General features: G+C 66.8%; 15 protein-coding genes. 10 read left to right on the forward strand and 5 right to left on the reverse strand.

Going from position 1 to position 17211, the window contains the following annotated elements:
• The first annotated feature begins 22 nt into the window (after positions 1 to 22).
• The 10 genes from P2G67_RS07495 (at position 23) to P2G67_RS07540 (ending at position 12771) form a co-directional block, all read left to right on the forward strand.
• The gene (locus P2G67_RS07495; RefSeq protein ID WP_275821598.1) at positions 23 to 1489 is read left to right on the forward strand and encodes a polysaccharide deacetylase family protein; all 1467 of its coding nucleotides are present in this window, start codon (positions 23 to 25) and stop codon (positions 1487 to 1489) included.
• Complete coding sequence (locus P2G67_RS07500) at positions 1486 to 2772, forward strand: O-antigen ligase family protein (RefSeq protein WP_275821600.1); 1287 nt, start codon at positions 1486 to 1488, stop codon at positions 2770 to 2772. The genes P2G67_RS07495 and P2G67_RS07500 overlap by 4 nt, the downstream gene beginning before the upstream one ends.
• Positions 2732 to 3913, forward strand: coding sequence for a glycosyltransferase family 4 protein (locus P2G67_RS07505; RefSeq protein ID WP_275821602.1), 1182 nt, complete (start codon positions 2732 to 2734; stop codon positions 3911 to 3913). Before P2G67_RS07500 ends, P2G67_RS07505 begins: the two co-directional genes overlap by 41 nt.
• A gap of 87 nt (positions 3914 to 4000) precedes the next feature.
• The gene (locus P2G67_RS07510) at positions 4001 to 5314 is read left to right on the forward strand and encodes a glycosyltransferase family 4 protein (RefSeq protein WP_275821604.1); all 1314 of its coding nucleotides are present in this window, start codon (positions 4001 to 4003) and stop codon (positions 5312 to 5314) included.
• The gene (locus P2G67_RS07515) at positions 5311 to 6483 is read left to right on the forward strand and encodes a GNAT family N-acetyltransferase (RefSeq protein WP_275821606.1); all 1173 of its coding nucleotides are present in this window, start codon (positions 5311 to 5313) and stop codon (positions 6481 to 6483) included. Before P2G67_RS07510 ends, P2G67_RS07515 begins: the two co-directional genes overlap by 4 nt.
• Positions 6484 to 6546: 63 nt before the next feature.
• A complete protein-coding gene (locus P2G67_RS07520; RefSeq protein ID WP_275821608.1) occupies positions 6547 to 7179 on the forward strand; it encodes a sugar transferase in 633 nt (210 codons plus the stop codon).
• 11 nt (positions 7180 to 7190) lie between these two features.
• Entirely contained in the window at positions 7191 to 8288 is a 1098-nt protein-coding gene (locus P2G67_RS07525; RefSeq protein WP_275821610.1) for a GNAT family N-acetyltransferase, read from the forward strand.
• Positions 8285 to 9460 (forward strand): DegT/DnrJ/EryC1/StrS family aminotransferase, encoded by a 1176-nt coding sequence (locus P2G67_RS07530; RefSeq protein WP_275821612.1) that lies wholly within the window; start codon positions 8285 to 8287, stop codon positions 9458 to 9460. Before P2G67_RS07525 ends, P2G67_RS07530 begins: the two co-directional genes overlap by 4 nt.
• Before the next feature lie 2 nt (positions 9461 to 9462).
• Positions 9463 to 10581, forward strand: a complete 1119-nt coding sequence (locus P2G67_RS07535) for a hypothetical protein (RefSeq protein ID WP_275821614.1) — start codon at positions 9463 to 9465, stop codon at positions 10579 to 10581.
• Positions 10582 to 10701: 120 nt separating this feature from the next.
• The gene (locus P2G67_RS07540; protein ID WP_275821616.1) at positions 10702 to 12771 is read left to right on the forward strand and encodes a polysaccharide biosynthesis protein; all 2070 of its coding nucleotides are present in this window, start codon (positions 10702 to 10704) and stop codon (positions 12769 to 12771) included.
• Between the two features lie 165 nt (positions 12772 to 12936).
• On the opposite strand, the gene P2G67_RS07545 is transcribed toward P2G67_RS07540, so the two are convergent.
• The 5 genes from P2G67_RS07545 to P2G67_RS07565 all read right to left on the reverse strand — a co-directional run bounded on the left by P2G67_RS07545 (position 12937) and on the right by P2G67_RS07565 (position 17205).
• Positions 12937 to 13611 (reverse strand): LuxR C-terminal-related transcriptional regulator, encoded by a 675-nt coding sequence (locus P2G67_RS07545; RefSeq protein ID WP_275821618.1) that lies wholly within the window; start codon positions 13609 to 13611, stop codon positions 12937 to 12939.
• Between the two features lie 675 nt (positions 13612 to 14286).
• Positions 14287 to 14655 carry a hypothetical protein gene (locus P2G67_RS07550; RefSeq protein ID WP_275821620.1) on the reverse strand — a complete coding sequence of 123 codons (369 nt, stop codon included), beginning with the start codon at positions 14653 to 14655 and terminating at the stop codon, positions 14287 to 14289.
• Positions 14652 to 15512: a tetratricopeptide repeat protein gene (locus P2G67_RS07555; protein ID WP_275821622.1), complete on the reverse strand. Its 861-nt coding sequence runs from the start codon at positions 15510 to 15512 to the stop codon at positions 14652 to 14654. Before P2G67_RS07555 ends, P2G67_RS07550 begins: the two co-directional genes overlap by 4 nt.
• A 170-nt stretch (positions 15513 to 15682) precedes the next feature.
• A complete protein-coding gene (locus P2G67_RS07560) occupies positions 15683 to 16153 on the reverse strand; it encodes a hypothetical protein (protein ID WP_275821624.1) in 471 nt (156 codons plus the stop codon).
• Between the two features lie 119 nt (positions 16154 to 16272).
• Positions 16273 to 17205 carry a hypothetical protein gene (locus P2G67_RS07565; RefSeq protein WP_275821626.1) on the reverse strand — a complete coding sequence of 311 codons (933 nt, stop codon included), beginning with the start codon at positions 17203 to 17205 and terminating at the stop codon, positions 16273 to 16275.
• Between the last annotated feature and the right edge of the window lie 6 nt (positions 17206 to 17211).

The following is a 17211-nucleotide window of genomic DNA, read 5'->3' on the forward strand; positions in this document are numbered from 1 at the left end:
CAAGTTCACAGGCCTTCGCGCCATGAAGTTCCTGCTGGAAATGCCGGGAGACCATCTGGCCGCGCGACGCCATGCGGCGGAAACGCTGCTGGGCGAGTTTCTGGGTCTGCCTTTAGAGATCCGTGTCGGCTCGGCCGATCGCTGGCGGCTGTGCGATTCCGCCGCAAACGCGGAACTGATCCTGCCAGACTGCTTTTTCGCCGGCACGCGTGGTCGCTGGCTGGAGCCGGCATCGCTTCCGCAGCTCCCGCTCGCGCGCTGGTACAGCGAAGCGGAGTTGCCGGAGGCGCGCCACCTGGACGGCGGTTTGCCAGTCTTGGCCGGCACGCCCAATGCCGCCGGTTGCTGGTGGCTGCAGGAGGGGCGCAGCGCCTATCTCGGCCTCGACCTCTTCGGCAGCGCCTTTTTCTGCCTCTCCCGCTACGAGGAACAGGCGCTGGAGGAGCGCGACGGACACGAGCGTTTCCCCGCTTCCGCCTCTCTGGCCTTGCGCGCCGGCTTGCTGGAGCGGCCGCTGCTCGACGAGTATCTGGCAGTGCTTTGCGCGGCGCTTTTGCGGCTTTGGCCGGGCCTGTCCCTGCCGTGGACGCGCGGACAACTTCGGTTTACCTGCGACATTGACCACCCCTACGAGGGGGGCAGCAAGCGTCTGTCCCTGCTTGTACGTGCGCTCGTCGGCGACCTTCTGCTCAGGCGCCGGCCGCAGGGCATGCTGGCACGCCTGGGGCGGGTCTGGCGCGCCCGGCGTGGCGACTACACCCGCGATCCCAACAACACTTTCGACTGGCTGATGCAGTGCTGCGAGGCGCAAGGGGCGCAAGCCACCTTCTACATCATCGCCGGCCACTCCGGCGGGGCCATTGACGGCTGCTACAGTCTCGACGAACCCTTCCTGCAGGACCTGCTGCGGCGCATTCACCAGCGGGGACACGCCATCGGTCTGCACGGCAGCTACAACAGCTTCCGTGACGCTGCGGTGCTACGGCAGGAGCGCCAGGCTTTGGAAGCGGCCTGCCGCACGGCCGGCTTTCGGGCCGAGGTGCGGGCGGTGCGTCAACATTACCTGCGCTGGGACAGCGCGCGCACACCGGCGCTGATGGAACAGAGCGGTTTCGCCTGCGACAGCACGGGCGGCTATGCCGACCACATCGGTTTTCGCTACGGCACCGGGCGGGGCTTCCGGCTCTGGGACTGGGGCAGCGGGCGACCGCTGGCGCTCCGGGAGCAGCCGTTGATCGCCATGGAGTGGAGCGCCATCGGACCGCAGTACATGAACCTGGGCCGCAGCGTAGCGGCGCTGCAGCGCCTGCAGCGCCTGAAGGAGACCTGCCTGCGCTTCGGCGGCGACTTCACGCTGCTTTGGCACAACAGCGAGATCCGCAGCGATTGGGACCGCCAGGCCCTCACAGCCCTGCTCGACGAGGATGCCGGGTCTCCCGATCTCGAGCAGGTCGCGTGTGAGCGCTATCCCGCGGAGGCGGCGCAATGAACGCCAACTCAATCGCGCGCGGCGTATCGGTGATCGGCTTCCTGCTGCTCTTCCCGGGCTTTGTCTTCTACCACTACTTGATTTCCGCCGGCCTGGCGCCCGCCGTGCTGGGGGGTCTCTTCGGGCCGGTTAGCCTGGTGCTCTTCCTCAGCTATCTCGCCCTGTTGCCCATGAACCTGGGCAGCCTGCTCCAGGCCGGATCGCTCTACACCGTGGGGGTCTTCGGTTTCATCTTCTATGTCCTGCTGGTCACCCTGGCCCACACCAGTTCCTTTAGTTGGGATTTCATTCAGGCAGCCGGGGAGCAATCCTATGGCGTGCTGGTCTTCTGGGTGGCGCTCTTCTTCCTGGGCTTCTTCTTGCCGCTGGAAAGCCGGGTGCTGAGAAGGGCCAGTCTTTTCTGCGCCCTGGCCATCACTGGGTTCATCCTGCACTACGTCGCCACCACCGGTTCCGTCTTCTTCTACGCGCGCGAACTCTACGATGCGGACGAAGGGGTCGCCACCTATCAGGGTTTCGCTCGCTCCTCGTTGGGTCTCTGGATCCTGCTGGTGGTCACGGCCCGCAGTGAGTTCTTTCGTTGGCTGATGGTCGTCTCGGGCGTCTTCGTGCTCTTCGTGCTGGGCGCCCGCTCCGAGCTCTTCGCCTTCATGGCGCTGTCGATCATGCTGCTCGTCGTGCTTGGAATGCGCAGCCTCAAGACGGTGTTCTTTGCCACGGTTGCCTGCGCGGCGCTGGTGGCGGTGGTGATGGTGAACATGGAGACGCTGACAGAAAGTCGGCAGCTGCAGATCCTGGACTTGCGCTCCTCCACGTCCTGGAACGCCCGGCAGGTGCTAGAAGACCAGGCCTGGGAGGTGATCAAGGAGAACCCGATCTGGGGGCAGTTCGCCGCCCACACCACACGCGGCGGCATCGGCTTCTATGCCCACAACTATCTCTCGGCCTGGGAGAACTACGGCCTGATCGGGGTGACCAGCTACCTCATGCTGACCATCGTACCCTGTGTTGTCGGTGCCTACTGGTGCTTCATCGAGACCAGCCGCTTTTCCCAGCGTTGGCTGATGTCCTTCGTGGTCAACGCCGTCTGTCTGATCCTGATCTTCGCCTCCAAGCCGGTTTTCTGGCCGCTGGTTGCCTTCGGCTGGGGGCTTCATGGCAACGCTTTGGGCGCGATGCAGCGATCGCTACAGGCCCATCCGCGCGCGGTAATGGCCCCCGGCCCGACCTTTAGGCTGATTCATGTCCATCGCTCAGATTACAACCGTTCACCATCGCGCTGACACCCGCATCCGCGTGAAGGAGGTGGCCTCTCTGGCCCGCCGCCTGGACGAGCCGGTTTTCCTGCTGGTTCAGGATGGCAAGGGGCCGGAGGTGAGCGCCTGCGGCCGCTATCGGGTGATCGACAGCGGCCTGCGCCCGCGTGGTCGCATCATGCGGATGATCCGGGGCAACTGGCGCATGTGGCGTGCGCTGCGCCGTGTCAAGCCACGCGTGGTGCATTTCCATGACCCCGAGCTCCTCTTCCTGGGGCTGGCGATGAAGCTGACCGGCGCGCGGGTGGTCTACGACGTACACGAAGATGTGCCGCGGCAGATTCTCACCAAGGACTGGATACCGGCGCTGCTGCGTCGTCCGCTGGCCGCGGTGGTGGGAATTCTGGAGGGGCTGGCGGTAAAGGTCTTCGATGGCGTGGTGCCGGCAACCCCTCCCATTGCCCGGCGCTTCCCCGGCCCCCGGACCGTGGTGGTGCAGAATTTTCCCCTTCTGGATGAGCTGCGGTGCGTCGATGCGCTCGCCTATGCCGCGCGACCGCCGGCCCTGGCCTACGTCGGCGATATCTCCGAGGTACGGGCCGCGGACGAGATGGTGCAGGCGCTGGGGTTGCTTCCCCGGACGCTGGCCTGCCGGCTCGAGCTGGCAGGCGGCTTCGCCTCTCCCGCACTGGAGCAGCGTGTCCGCGCCTTGCCGGGCTGGTCGCGCGTGCGTTTCCATGGCTGGGCGACCCGGCCCCAGGTGGCCGCCATCCTCGGCCGGGCGCGGGCCGGACTGGTGCTGCTCCACCCTGAGCCGAACTACGTCGAGGCCTATCCGAACAAGATGTTCGAGTACATGGCCGCGGGCCTGCCGGTGATCGCCTCCGACTTTCCGCTCTGGCGCGAACTGGTTGAGGAAAGCGGGGCGGGCCTGCTGGTCGACCCGCAGGACGCCGTGGCCATTGCCGGTGCCATGCGCTGGATCCTGGAGAACCCTGACGAGGCAGTGGCCATGGGTCGTCGCGGCCGGGCGGCGGTGGAAGCGCGCTTCAACTGGCAGCCAGAAGAGGAAAAGCTGATCGGGCTCTACCGGCGTCTCCTGGATCAGCCCCAGCCGACCACCGTGGTCGCACCCCTTGCGGCGCGCGCGGAACGCCCGCCGCGCTGACCCAGTCGCGGCCGACCGGTGCGGATCGCCCAGTGCGGATCGCGCTGAAATTCAGTTCCCTTCGCATCACACCCTGAGAGGCCCGCCATGAGCCTTGCCGCAACCGGTGGGGTCGTCCGCGACCTGCCCCTGTCGCGCCGCCTGCCGCAGCGTCCGCTGCGCATCCTTTATCTCTACCAGTACTTCACCACGCCGGAGACCTACGGCGGTACGCGGGCCTATGAGATGGGGCGGCGCCTGGCGGCGCAGGGGCATGACGTGCAGGTGGTCACCTCCTGGTCGGAGGAGGATGGTCGCCGCGGCTGGTTCGAGACCTGGGAAGCCGGCATGCGGGTGCACTGGGTGCCGATCCCCTACTCGAATCTCTTGTCCTATCAGGAGCGCATGCGCGCGTTCTTCAGCTTCGCTTGGCAGGCGGCGCGCAAGGCGGCGGCGCTGCCGGCCGATCTGATCTTCGCGACCAGCACGCCGCTTACCATCGCCCTGCCGGCAGTCTATGCCGCCCGGCGTCAGGGCATCCCCATGGTCTTCGAGGTGCGCGATCTCTGGCCGGAACTGCCCATTGCCATCGGCGCGCTGCGCAACCCAGCGGCCATTTCCGCAGCGCGCTGGCTGGAACGCTTCGCCTATCGCAATGCCGAGGCCGTGGTGGCGCTCTCGCCCGGCATGCGTGCCGGCATCGTTTCGACCGGCTATCCGGCCGAGCGCATCGCGGTCATTCCCAACAGTTGCGACAACGATTTCTTCTCCCAGGTGTCGCGCGAGGAGGCGCGGGCCTGGCTCTTCGCCCGGCATCCCGAACTGCAGGGCGGGCCGCTGGTCGGCTACACCGGCACCCTCGGCCACATCAACGCCGTTGCCTATCTGGTGGAGATGGCGGCGCTGGGGCAGAGCCAGGGCAGCCGGCTGCGCTTTGCCGTCTTCGGCGAGGGCGCGGAGCAGGACATGATCAAGGCGCTGGCCCAGGAAAAGGGCGTCCTGGGCCGCAATCTCTGGCTCTACCCGCCGCTGCCCAAGCGCGACATGCCCTATGTCATGGGTGCGCTCGACCTGGCGACCTCGCTGTTCAAGAACCTGCCGGAGATGCGGCACAACTCGGCCAACAAGTTCTTCGATGCCCTGGCCGCCGGCCGACCGGTGTTGATCAACTATGGTGGCTGGCAGGCGGAACTGCTCGAGGAAAGCGGCGCCGGGCTGGTGGCGCCGCCGTCCAAGCCGCACTTTGCACTCTGGCAGGCGGAAGAACTGCTGGGCGCGCCGGGACGGCTGGCGGCGGCGGAAGCGGCCGCGCTCACCCTGGCGCGCGAGCGCTTCGATCGCGATCTCCTCGCCGGGCAGCTTTCCGATCTGCTGTGCAGGGTGCACGGCCGGAGTCGCCGGGGTGCGGAGGCGCTGTCATGAAGGTGAAGCCGCTGTCGCGCCCGGCGTCGCTGGAGTGCCACCTCTTGGACTGTGCACAGGCGATCTCCGCCTTTGTGCCAATCTGGCGCGATTTCCAGGAACAGTGGGGTGCCGGGGACAGCGTCTTCCAGTCGCCGGCCTGGCTGCTGCCGTTGCTGCAGATCCCCGAACCGCGCCGGCCGCTGGTGGTGCTGGTCGAGGACGCGCAGGGGCTGGCCATGATCGCGCCCTTCAGCCGGGTGACCCGCGCCGGCGTGCGGGTGCTGGAATGGCTGGGCGAGCCGCTGCTGGCCTTTGGCGACCTGCTGCTGCGCCCCGGCTTCGATCCGATTGCCGGCATGGAAGCGGCGCTTGCCCTGCTGCAGCGCGTGGGGGAGGGGGCGGACGTGCTGCACTGCCGGGCCGTGCGCGCGGACGCGGCCATGGCCGGCTTCTTCGCCGCCCGCGGTGCGGCGCCCCTGACCTATGGCTGGGCGCCCTATGCGGCACTGGATGAGTTTGCCAGCTTCCCGGCCTATCTCGCCACGCGCAACAGCCGCAGCCTCAAGGGTTATCGCCGCAAGCGTCGTCGCCTGGAGGAGCGGGGCGCCTTGCGCTTCGAAGCGCAGGAGGCGGGGTCGCGGGCCCAGGCTCTCGGGCGACAGGCCCTGGCGCTGAAGCTGGCGTGGATGAAGGCGCATGGGCGGATCAGCCGCAGCTTCGCAAAGCCGGAGCGCCTGGATGCTTTGGTTGATTTGCTGGGAAGGCCGGACAGCGGCGCGCTGGTCTCGGGTCTACTGCTCGACGAGCGGCCATTGGCGCTGGAGATCGGCTATCGCCAGGGTGCGCGCTATTTCTCCCATATCGGCGCCATCGATCTCGCCTTCGCCGAACACAGTCCGGGGCATCTCCAGTTGCTGGAGACGCTACGCTGGTGCTTCGAGCAGGGGGTGGACCGCTTCGACTTCCTGCCGCCCGACAGCCCCTACAAGCGCTCCTGGGCCACGGATGTGGAAACGGTAAGCGATTACTGCCTCGGCCTGACGCCCCTGGGGCGCTGCTACGGAGCGGTCTATCTGCGCTCCCTGCATCCCCTGTTGCTGCGTGCCCACGCCAGTGCGCCCGGGCTGCTGCGCTCCCTGGGCCATCGCTGGACCAACGGCAAGGCCACAGCACCGGGCCCGGAGTGATCTCCTTCGGCGGCGTGTGGCCTCGCGTCGTCCCTTGCAGTTCTCATTAATGGAGGTTCCGCCATGTCCACCACAGAGGGACGCGGCTTCTATCGTCGCCACGGCAAGCGTCTGCTGGATATCACCGGTGCCGGCCTGGGCTTGATCCTGCTGGGCCCGTTGCTTCTGGGGGTGGCGCTGGCGGTGCGCATCGGCATCGGGGGGCCGGTGCTGTTTCGGCAGTGGCGGCCCGGCTTCCTGGGGCTGCCGTTTCTGCTGATCAAGTTCCGCAGCATGACCGGCGAGCGCGATGCCCTGGGCCGGCTGCTGCCCGATGCGCGTCGGCTCACCCGCCTGGGCCGCTTCCTGCGCGCCAGCTCGCTCGACGAGCTGCCTGAACTCTGGAACGTGCTGCGGGGCGACATGAGCCTCGTCGGTCCCCGGCCGCTGCTGGTGGAGTACCTGCCGCTTTATAGCCCCGAACAGATGCGTCGCCATGACGTGAGGCCCGGCATCACCGGCTGGGCTCAGGTCAACGGCCGCAACGCCCTGACCTGGGAGGAGAAGTTCGCGCTCGATCTCTGGTACGTGGACAACTGCTCCTTCCTCGTCGACGTGAAGATCCTGCTGCGCACCCTGGTGCGGGTCTTCGCCCGCGACGGCATCGGCCATGGCGAGGAGGCGACAATGCCCTGGTTCACCGGCTCGCACGGGTGAGGGCGCAGTCCATGGACCTGCACCCGGTCGAGCGCGGCGCTGGCAGCCTGGTGGCTCCCGAGCATCCCGCCTGGCAGGCGCTGCTCCGGCAGTGTCCCTCGGACAGCTATCACCAGCCCGGCTACCTGCACGCCTGCAGCCAGGCCGAGGAGGGGGAACTGTGCATCGCACTGGCCGAGGCGGCGGGGCAGCGCATGGGCGTTCCTCTGCTGCTGCGGTCGCTGCCCGATGGCCAGGTCGGCTGGGATGCCTGCAGTCCCTACGGTTATCCGTCGCCGCTGGCCAGCACCGACGATCCCACCTCCTGGCGGGCGCTTTGGGAAGGTCTGCGGGGCGTCTTGGCCGAGTATGGCGTGATTGCCGCCTTCTTTCGCCTGCATCCACTGCTCAGCACCCCGGCTTGTCTGGAGGCCGCAGTAGGTGTGGGGCGGCTGGTGGCGCACGGCCCGACGGTGTTCATGCCGCTGGAGGTCAGCGAGGACACACTTTGGTCGGGCATCCGATCGCGTTTTCGCTCCAACATCAACGCGCTGAAGCGTGCGGGCTGGCGCTATCAGGCCGATGACTGGTCGCTGCTGCCGGTCTTTCGCGCGATCTATGCCGAGACCATGACGCGGACCGGAGCGGGTGCCTTCTACCACTTCCCGGCGGCCTACTTTGAAGCCTTGCGCGACGGTTTGGGCGAGGGCGCATCGCTCCACGCCATCTTCGATCCCGAGGGCCGGCCGGCGAGTGCGGCGCTCTTCCTGCGCCATCAAGGCATCGTCCAATACCACCTTGGCGGCACCGCCTCGACCGCCCTGGCCGAAGCGCCCGCGAAGCTGCTGTTTCACGAAGCGGCGCTGCACTTTCGGGCACAAGGGGCGCGGGTGCTGCACCTCGGCGGCGGACTGGGCGGGCGGGAAGACAGTCTCTTTCGCTTCAAGGCCGGCTTCTCCAAGCAGAGCGCCACCTTCCACAGCCTGCGCATGATCGTCGATCCCGGCCGTTACGCCCGCCTCTCCGGTCTCGCTGTCAGTGAAGCCGGCGCCCTGCCGAGCGGGGAGGGCTTCTTTCCCGCCTACCGCGCGCCGGGTTGCATCGCCCCGCAGCAAGGGTCCCGCCCATGACGCAGTTCGAGGTCTTCCTTTCCCCGCCTCACCTCGCCGGCAATGAAGGCGCGCTGATCGAGGCGGCGCTGACCAGCAATTATGTCGCCCCGGCGGGCCCCATGCTTGATCGTTTCGAGCGGGAGTTCTCCGACTATGTCGGGATGCCCTGCGTTGCGGTCAGCAGCGGCACCGCGGCCCTGCACCTGGCCCTGCGCCACCTGGAGGTCGGTCCGGGCGACGAGGTCTGGGCCGCCAGCCTGACCTTCATCGGCAGCGTGGCGCCGGTGATCTATCAGGGGGCGCGGCCGGTTTTTCTCGACAGCGACCCGGCTTCCTGGACGCTGGATCCCGGCCTGCTGGAGGAGGCCCTGCGCGACGCAGCGCGGCGTGGGCAGCTGCCGAAGGCCGTGATCCCCACGGACATCTATGGCCAGAGCTGTGATCTCGATGCCATCCGCCGCCTGTGCGATGCCTATGAGGTGCCGGTGCTCTGCGATTCCGCCGAGGCCGTGGGCAGCCGCTACAAGGGGCGTGCGGCGGGCAAGGGCGCCTGGGCGGCGGCCTACTCCTTCAACGGCAACAAGATCATCACCACGTCGGGCGGCGGCGCGCTGGCCAGCGAGGATCCCGCGTTGATCGCTGCGGCGCGCAAACTCGCGACCCAGGCGCGCGAGCCGGTGCCGCACTATGAACACCGCAGCGTCGGTTACAACTACCGCCTCAGCAACATATCCGCCGCCATCGGCTGCGCCCAGCTTGCCGTGATCGAAGCGCGCGTGGCCCTGCGGCGGGCGATCTTCGAGCGCTATCGCGCCGCGCTCGGCGATCTGCCGGGCGTCACCTTCATGCCGGAACTGGACCACGGCGGCAGCCGCGCCTCGCGCTGGCTCACGGTCCTGCTGATCGATCCCGAGCGCGCCGGCTGCGATCGGGAGACGGTTCGCCTGGCGCTGGAGGCGGCGGGCATCGAGGCCCGGCCGGTCTGGAAGCCCATGCACCTGCAGCCGGTCTTCGCCGGCGCGCGCTGCCATGGCGGCGCGGTGGCCGAGCGGCTCTTCGCCAACGGCCTCTGCCTGCCGTCCGGCAGCGCCATGAGCGACGAGACCGTCGAGCGGGTGGCCGCGGAAGCGCGCTATTGCCTGCTGCGGGAGGAGCAGGCAGGGCAGAGCGTCACCCGGAGGGCGGGATAGCCATGGCCCTGCTGTCGGTGCCGTCGGAGTGGGCCAACAGGATGAGGGGCCGGAGCCTGCGCAGCCTGCTGGTGCTGGCCGCCTTGCTGCTCGTTTCGCTGCCGCTCTCGGCCTGCGGTGAGCATCGCCGCGCCGCGTTGCAGGTCACGCCCCGCTCGCTGGAGGCCAGCGACCCGGCCGTCTGGCAGAACCTGGCGCAGCGCCCCTCCCAGGTGTCGCCCTGCGGCGACCCCGAGGTCTACCACGTCGACTCCCAGAGCCTGCCGCCGCTGCTGCCCAAGCTGCCGGCCTGTTCCGTCGTCATCCTGGAGCCCGGCCACTACGGCGAGATCATGCCGGTGGAACTCGACGGACTGACCCTGCGCTGCGCGGTGACGGCGCTCAGGCGCGGGCACCCCAATCCCTACGGCTGCAGCGTGCGCACCATCGTTCCGGTGCGGATCGGGGCGCTGATCGTTGAGAACATGATCTTCAATGGCATCGCCACCAACTACGGCGGCACCGAGGACTACGGCCTGGAGATCCACATCGTGGAGACGGTGCGGATTTCCGACAATGTCTTCAACGGCATGTACAACCACGACATCTCCACCAAGGAGAATGTCGGGCTGACCGAGGTTTTCGACAATCTCTTCGTGCGCTGCGCGCGGCACTGCGTCGAGGTGGGCCAGAACGGCAATGTGGTCTCGCGGCCGCAGCAGTCGGGCGTGATGTTCATTCGCGGCAACCGCTTCCACGACCCGCTGCTGCACGCCATCACCCAGCGCTCCAACAGCACCCTGCTGGTGGAGGGCAACCTCTTCCGCGACGTGACGGGCCGTTCGATCCAGAACTGGCCCTACTGGCAGCGCTACGACTACGGCCAGCCGAACGGGCCCGAGCCCCTGTTGTTGCCGAAGGCGCCCCTGCGCAGCGTCATCACCAACAACTTTTTCGAGGGCCGCAATCGCCTGCGTTTCGAGGGGCGGGGGATTGCCGACGATCTGGTGCTGATACACGGCAACCGCGGTCCCTTCGCCTGCGTGCGGGTCGAGATTCCCAAGGGAACCGCCGCGGCCCATGCGCGCATCGAAACCAGGGCGCCGCCGCGCCTGGACCCGCAGTCGGACGTGACCTGCTGAGGCGGCCGCGCCCGCCGGCTCCCTGACTGACGTCCATCGTCAATCCGAGTATCGCCGTTGGCGCTGGGGCTGCCTGCTCCCGGCGCCCACCCCTATGCCTTGCGAGAAGGGATGATTGCCATGACAGAGAGAGTGGTGCAGCTGCCCGGTCGTGGCGGGGCCGACCTGCTTCCCGGCAGCCTCGCCGGCGTGAGCGGACGCAACGCCTTGGCTTTTGCCCATGACATGCTCTGGGTCCTGGCTTCTGCCTTCTTCGCCTTCTGGCTGACGGCCAATCTGGGCACTTTCGAGCATGTCCTGACCCCGGCGCTGGGCACCTTCCTGCTGGTGATGCTGCCCCTGCAGGGGGCGGCCTTCCTGTTGTTGCGCCTGGATCGGGGTATTTGGCGCTTCGTCTCACTGTCCGATCTCTTGTGCATTCTCAAGGCCGTGGCGCTGGGCAGTGTCGCAGGCGTGTTGGTGCTCTATTTCCTGGGCGCACTGCCCAGCGTGCCGCGGTCGGCGATCGTGCTCTATCCCGCCCTGCTCGGCGGCGGACTTGCCGCTTCGCGCATCGTGCTGCGCTGGTCGGTCGAGGGGCGCCACCGCCCGGAACAGAGCAAGCGGGCGCTGGTGCTGGGGGCCGGCTCGGCAGCGGACCTCTTGATTCGCGATCTGCTGAAGCAGGAGGATTATCGCCCGGTCGGCATCCTGGACGACGCCCGGGAAAAGCAGGGCAGCACCCTGCATGGCGTGCCGGTGCTGGGCCATCTCGGGCAACTCGCCTCGCGGCTGCGCGGGCCGGGAATCGATGTGGTGCTGATAGCCATGCCGTCGGCGCCGGGACGGGTGATCCGAGGCCTCTACGACACCTGCGCCCGGGCCAAGGTGCCCTGCATCACCCTGCCGCGCCTGTCGGAACTGGCCAGCGGGCGGGTCGGCATCGCCCGGCTGCGCGCCGTGCAGCTCGAGGATCTGCTGGGCCGCGAAGTGGTGGAGATCGATGCGGCGGCGGTGCGGCGCTTTATTGCCGGCAAGACCATTCTGGTTACCGGCGCCGGCGGATCGATCGGCTCGGAACTGGTGCGCCAGATCGCGGCACAAGACCCCCGGCACCTGATCCTGCTCGACAGCGGCGAGTACAACCTCTACGCCATCGAGCGCGAGGTGGCGGAGCGCTTTCCCGGCCTCGCCTTCAGCGCCAGCCTGACCGACATTCGCGACCGGGCGCGCTTGCGCACGGTTTTCGAGCGCTATCGCCCGGAGATCGTGGTCCATGCCGCGGCCTACAAGCATGTGCCGCTGGTGGAGAGCAATCCCGTGGCCGGGGTCGAGGCCAATGTCTTCGGCACCCGCAACGTGGCCGACCTGGCTGTGGAGTTCGAAGCCGCAACCTTTGTCGAGGTCTCCACCGACAAGGCGGTCAATCCCCGCAACGTCATGGGCGCCAGTAAGCGCCTGGCGGAGATCTATTGTCAGGCCCTGGACGGGCGCAGCCAGACCGCCTTCATCACCACCCGTTTCGGCAATGTGCTGGGCTCCGCCGGCTCCGTGGTGCCGCTGTTTCGGCGCCAGATCGAAAGCGGCGGGCCGGTGACCGTCACGCATCCCGACATCACCCGCTACTTCATGACCATCCCGGAGGCCGTCAGTCTGATCCTGCAGGCAGCGGCCATGGGCGAGGGCGGGGAGATCTTCGTCCTCGACATGGGTGAGCCGGTGCGCATCGCTGACTTGGCGCGCCAGATGATCCAGCTTTCCGGCCTGCTTCCGGGGGAGGACATCGGGATTGCCTACACCGGCCTGCGGCCCGGCGAGAAGCTCACCGAGGAGCTCTTCCACCCCCAGGAGGCGCTTGCGCCCACCGCGCACCCCAAGATCATGCGTGCCCGGGCGCGCGATGCGGCCTGGGACAGCCTGCAGCAGCAGTTGGAGCGGCTCCATGCGCTCTGCCAGGCGGGTGACGCATCCGAACTGCGTGCGGCGCTTTGCGAGATCATGCCCGAGGCCTGTCTGCTGGAGGCGCAGGAGGAGGCACCGCCCGGCAGCCTGGAACTGGCTCCTCCGCCGCCGCGCCTGTCCCTCGTCCGTCAGAAGGACAAGCCGGCCGGCGCGACACAGCAGCCCAGCAGCCGGCACATCGGCAGCGGGCGCAGCTTCAAGCAGATCATTCTGCGCGCCCGGCGGGAGGAAGCGGTGCCGCCGCCGTAACCCGGATCGAACGCGGCAAGGTTCCCAGCGGCCGCTTCGGCGGCCGTTGGTTTGTCCGCCACCTGGGAAGGGATCGCAAAGCAAGACCCCGGAAAGAGTTTATCCTCTCCGGGGTTCTTTGCCGTCCCGGCTGCCGTCCCTTGTTCGGGCGGCAGCCGCTTCGGGTCAGGAGACGTTCGGCTGCTGGTGCTGCAGACCGGAGTTCAGCGCCCAGATCGCTGCCTGGGTGCGATTGCGGGCATTGATCTTCTTCAGCAGGCGCTTGATGTGCACCTTCACCGTGCCTTCGGTGATGCTGAGCTCGCGTGCGATCAGCTTGTTGGCCTGGCCTGCCACCAGACAACGCAGGATCTGGATCTCGCGCGGCGACAGGTCGATGTCCAGGTGGTTGAGCGAGAAGCTGGCACTGCTGCTTTGCAGGGGTTCCTTGACCAACTGGCCGGCCAGCTCGGTGGGGAAGACCACCTCGCCCACCAGGACCAGCCGCAGGGAATGGATCAGGGCATCCAGTGACATGCTTTTCAGCAGATAGCCGGAGGCGCCAGCACGCAGCGCCATGACCATTTCGGACTTGTTCAGGCTGTCGCCGAAAACAATGACCCTTGCCCCGGGCCAACGGGTGAGGATCTCGCCCACAGGATTGGCACGTTCGGCTTCAGGACCCACCCATTCCATGAGCACGATCGCCGGCATCCAGCCGCTGAAATCGCGCTGCACCGCCTCGGCGACGTCGGCACATTCCTCGGTCACGGCGACGTTCGAGCCGGAGAGCATCCGCTTTAGCCCCTCCCGCAAGAGACGATTCCTGTCGATGAGCAACAGTTCTACAGAATGTTCCATGACAGCACTCCGTTTTGCCCCATCCATCATTGGCTTGCGGGCTCTTATTGGTCGCAGGCGGTCTCGAAAGCATTTCCGCTTACTGGCTGTAATCAGCGTCCTTTCGGCCTGATCCCGCTTCTTCGGATTTGGGTAGGCCGCCCACAGGGCAAAACTACCCCGGTAATGCGAACTATGGTGAGTGGCAGAAGGCTAGGGTCGTTGCGCAAGGGTATGGGGTGCATGCCATACCTACCCAAAGGGCGTAGATCGGAAATAATACTGCGAGCAGTAAAGCGCCGCCTTCGTGTCGCGGGATAGGAACATTTTCGGGGCAACTGGAACAGCTTCTGTTGCCGATCGCCGCCAACTTGATTGATCAGCGCCAATATCTTGTGCGCGGGTAATAGCGGATAAATAAAATCAACCATTTGGGTAGAGAGATTTCCGATATAGCACTCCCGTCTCGCTCGCGTTTCTCCTAGTATTGTCAGGCCGAACGGTTATTCGGCCTTGCAGGAGCCCCGGCGTGCCCCACTCCCGAAGCCCCAACGCCGGGGCTCCACTTTCCCGCCCACAGCCAAATGAACGCCCGCGCATGGCTGATGGCACGGTGCGATACGGGCCGCTGGCCCACGGGAGGCTTGCTTGCACCTGTTTAGGGTCAGGTGCTCAAAATCGGGTGTGGCGGCCCGGCTACTGCGGGGCGTGGCAGACGAGGAGTTCGCTGGGCTGTACTGCGCCCGGCAGGCAGACGGGCCGGACGGCGCATTGTCCGGCCGCCAGAGGCTCACTTTCCGGCAGACGGGCGCGGCAGGCATTCAGGGGCGAGCTTTGCGAGGCGGCCAGGGCCTGGCCGATGGAGGGATCGAAATTGCGACCGTTCTGCACGCCGGTGCCAGGGGCCGGGGTTGCTGCCGTATCGGAGCCGCTCACGCCGCTGACAAGCGCGGCTGCGGCCATGCCGCCAGCGTAGAGGCAGCCGCTCAACGCGCAGGCCACCAGAATCAGGCCACCGGCCCCGGCCAGACGTCTGACCGGGGCCGGCAGGAAGCGCCTCGTCACTGCCCGCTGCTCATGCCGGCGCGCATGGCTGTGATCCGGGCTCTTTCTCCCGCCTCGTTGAGCAGGTTCGGGGGCGTTTCCGCCGCCAGCTCGTGCAGCAGATTTGTGGCCTGCGCCTTGAGCTCTGAATTGCCGCCGGCGGCTGCAAGCATGAGCCAGGACAGGCCCTCCACCGGGTCAAAACCGGCAAACTCCGGGTCCAGCAGCATGCCGCCAAGATTGTACTGCGAGCGTTGATAGCCGCGCTCCGCGGCGCGCCGGTACCAAGCGAGCGCCAGGGCGGCGTCCGGCACGACACTCTCGCCTTGTTGATAGGCCCAGGCGAGATTGTGCTGTGCGGCGGGCAAGCCTTCCTCCGCCGCTTTGCTCAACATCGCCAGGCCACGTTCGGGGGCGCGGACGCTTGCGTCGCCGTTGAGGAGGAGCACGGCGAGATTGACCCGAGCCGCGGTGCTGTGCTGCGCAGCGGCCTGCTCCAGCCAGTGGAGCGCTTGTGCGCTGTCCTGCGGTACACCGGCACCGGCCAGATAGGCCTGGGCAAGGGCTTCCTGAGCCTCTGCATGACCGGCTGTGGCAGCGACTTCCAGGTGGCTTGCCGCGCGGGCGCGATCCTGGCGCACCAGTTGGCCGGTGGCGAACATCACCCCCAGGAGGTGATTCGCCTCGACCTGTCCCGCCTCGGCGGCCTGGAACAGGGCGGACAAGGCATCTTCGCGTGAAAGGTCGCGCACGCGGCCTTCGATACCGAGGGCGCCCACCAGGTAGAGTGCATCCGGATCCCCCGCCTCCGCCGAGCGTGCGAGCGCGTCGCGCTCTTCGGCTGTCGCTGGAACCTTGAATGTCTCGGCGGAAACCATTTGCGCTGCTGCAAGCGGGAGCGCGAGTGCGGCTATGACAAGGGCGGCCCGGCCGCTGAGGGCGCGGGCCTTATGGCTGAAAGTCTGCATTGGACGATACCCCATCCCTGGCAGCCGGCCAGGCCGGCTGCGGCAAGTGGACCCCGGTGGTGTTTAGTACTCTGTCTTGATCAATTTTTTGCCTCGGACTTGTTTTTCTTGCGTTTGCCGCGGCTGTTTTTGCCCACCGAGTTGTCGATATTCAGATCGGTCAAGGAATCGGCACCCTGATTGCCGCTGCTGTCCTGATCGGCCAGGTAGTCCAGCGAGCCTTGAGCGCCGTCGCTGAGGATCTGCTCGATCTGGGTGTAGTTGCCGATGGCGGTCGAACTGGTGTTGTAGTTCGTCACGTACTGGGTGACCGAGCCACCACCACCGCCGCCTCCGCCGCCGGCTGCGCGGTTCTTCTTGTTTTCCCGCTCGACGTGCTGGAACTGTGCGGCCATGGACTTGTTGCGGGAGTAGCCCCAGCCCTGGCGTCCCATCTGTTGGGCAGCAGCCTGTTGCACGACGGTCTCTCCTGAGAGCGACGGCAGGTTCTCTCCCATCAGGGCCACGAGGCCGCCCAGGGCGGTGGCGAGAATGAGGCTGTGTGCTTTCATGGCGAGGCTCCTTGTTGTCTGTGAGCCGGAAAAGGGGCGGGGTGAGCCGCGGGCCCACCCCGCAAGTCAGAGAGAGTTACGCTCTAGGGCTGTTGTTCAGCCCATTCGCGCGTCCTGGATCAGAGGCCGCCGGCACCGCCGACGTTGACGGACACGTTGGCAGCGTTACCCACGGCCGTGGCCACCGAGCTCACGATCGGACGGTCGATCTTGCCCAGCTTGTTGTAGTTGGAGATGCTCACATCCGCGACGAAGGAGGTGGCATTCATGTTGGCGTGGCTGAACTGCGTGACGTCGCCGATGACGATCAGGTCATCCGATCCACCGCCAAAGCCGCCGTATGGGAAGCCGAAGCCGCCGCTCTCCTTCACCGTCTCCAGGTCGAGGCTGAAGCTGTTGCCCACCGCGGTGGCCGAGCTGTCGACCGTCGCGTTCTTGATGTCCCAGACAAAGGAATCCGCGTCGATGCTCGCCGGCTGGAAGAGCTGATCGCCCTTCAGGGTCTGCTCGACGTGGAACTCGGTCATGGTCGGGCTCTCGATCGAGAAGCTGTTGCCGATCGCCGCCGCCGTGCTCACGACCTCGGGGAGCTCCGTAACTGCATTGAGCGGACCGCCCATGCCTTCGAGGGTGATGGTGGCGGTGCCGAGATCAAGGTAACAACCTCCCAACCCGGTAACCGAGCAGTTCTGATTCTGAAGAACGTCGCCATTCTCGGCGACAAGTTCACCTTCGTTGTTCCATGTGACCTTGCCGTATCCGGCGGCTTCCAGGTTTACCTTCCCGAGGTCGACTTCTTGGGTCACGGACTCGCCGTTCGGAGAATTGTTGTCGACATTGAAGACGACCGACTTGGAGGTCACATCGCCGAGCTGCGTCTGCAAGCCTTCAACCATCACCAGACCCTTCGGATCGAAGTTGGCGTGGATATTGATATACTTGCTCACGAAGCCATTGACGTGATTGTTCCAGTGCCAGTGGATCTTGTCGAAAGCCTCTGCGCCGGACGGTGCAAGCAGGCCCATAGCGACGGCCGAGGCGCCGGCCAACATAAGAGT

It is taken from the genome of Aquibaculum arenosum (assembly GCF_029222965.1).
GTDB classification, from domain to species: domain Bacteria; phylum Pseudomonadota; class Alphaproteobacteria; order Kiloniellales; family DSM-21159; genus Aquibaculum; species Aquibaculum arenosum.

Coding starts and splice junctions, on each gene's coding strand:
- P2G67_RS07520 (WP_275821608.1), top strand. CDS start 6,547: ATGTCCACCACAGAGGGACGCGGCTTCTATCGTCGCCACGGCAAGCGT.
- P2G67_RS07560 (WP_275821624.1), bottom strand. CDS start 16,153: ATGAAAGCACACAGCCTCATTCTCGCCACCGCCCTGGGCGGCCTCGTG.
- P2G67_RS07565 (WP_275821626.1), bottom strand. CDS start 17,205: ATGTTGGCCGGCGCCTCGGCCGTCGCTATGGGCCTGCTTGCACCGTCC.
- P2G67_RS07555 (WP_275821622.1), bottom strand. CDS start 15,512: ATGGTTTCCGCCGAGACATTCAAGGTTCCAGCGACAGCCGAAGAGCGC.
- P2G67_RS07495 (WP_275821598.1), top strand. CDS start 23: ATGAAGTTCCTGCTGGAAATGCCGGGAGACCATCTGGCCGCGCGACGC.
- P2G67_RS07505 (WP_275821602.1), top strand. CDS start 2,732: ATGTCCATCGCTCAGATTACAACCGTTCACCATCGCGCTGACACCCGC.
- P2G67_RS07530 (WP_275821612.1), top strand. CDS start 8,285: ATGACGCAGTTCGAGGTCTTCCTTTCCCCGCCTCACCTCGCCGGCAAT.
- P2G67_RS07515 (WP_275821606.1), top strand. CDS start 5,311: ATGAAGGTGAAGCCGCTGTCGCGCCCGGCGTCGCTGGAGTGCCACCTC.
- P2G67_RS07510 (WP_275821604.1), top strand. CDS start 4,001: ATGAGCCTTGCCGCAACCGGTGGGGTCGTCCGCGACCTGCCCCTGTCG.
- P2G67_RS07500 (WP_275821600.1), top strand. CDS start 1,486: ATGAACGCCAACTCAATCGCGCGCGGCGTATCGGTGATCGGCTTCCTG.
- P2G67_RS07525 (WP_275821610.1), top strand. CDS start 7,191: ATGGACCTGCACCCGGTCGAGCGCGGCGCTGGCAGCCTGGTGGCTCCC.
- P2G67_RS07540 (WP_275821616.1), top strand. CDS start 10,702: ATGACAGAGAGAGTGGTGCAGCTGCCCGGTCGTGGCGGGGCCGACCTG.
- P2G67_RS07535 (WP_275821614.1), top strand. CDS start 9,463: ATGGCCCTGCTGTCGGTGCCGTCGGAGTGGGCCAACAGGATGAGGGGC.
- P2G67_RS07545 (WP_275821618.1), bottom strand. CDS start 13,611: ATGGAACATTCTGTAGAACTGTTGCTCATCGACAGGAATCGTCTCTTG.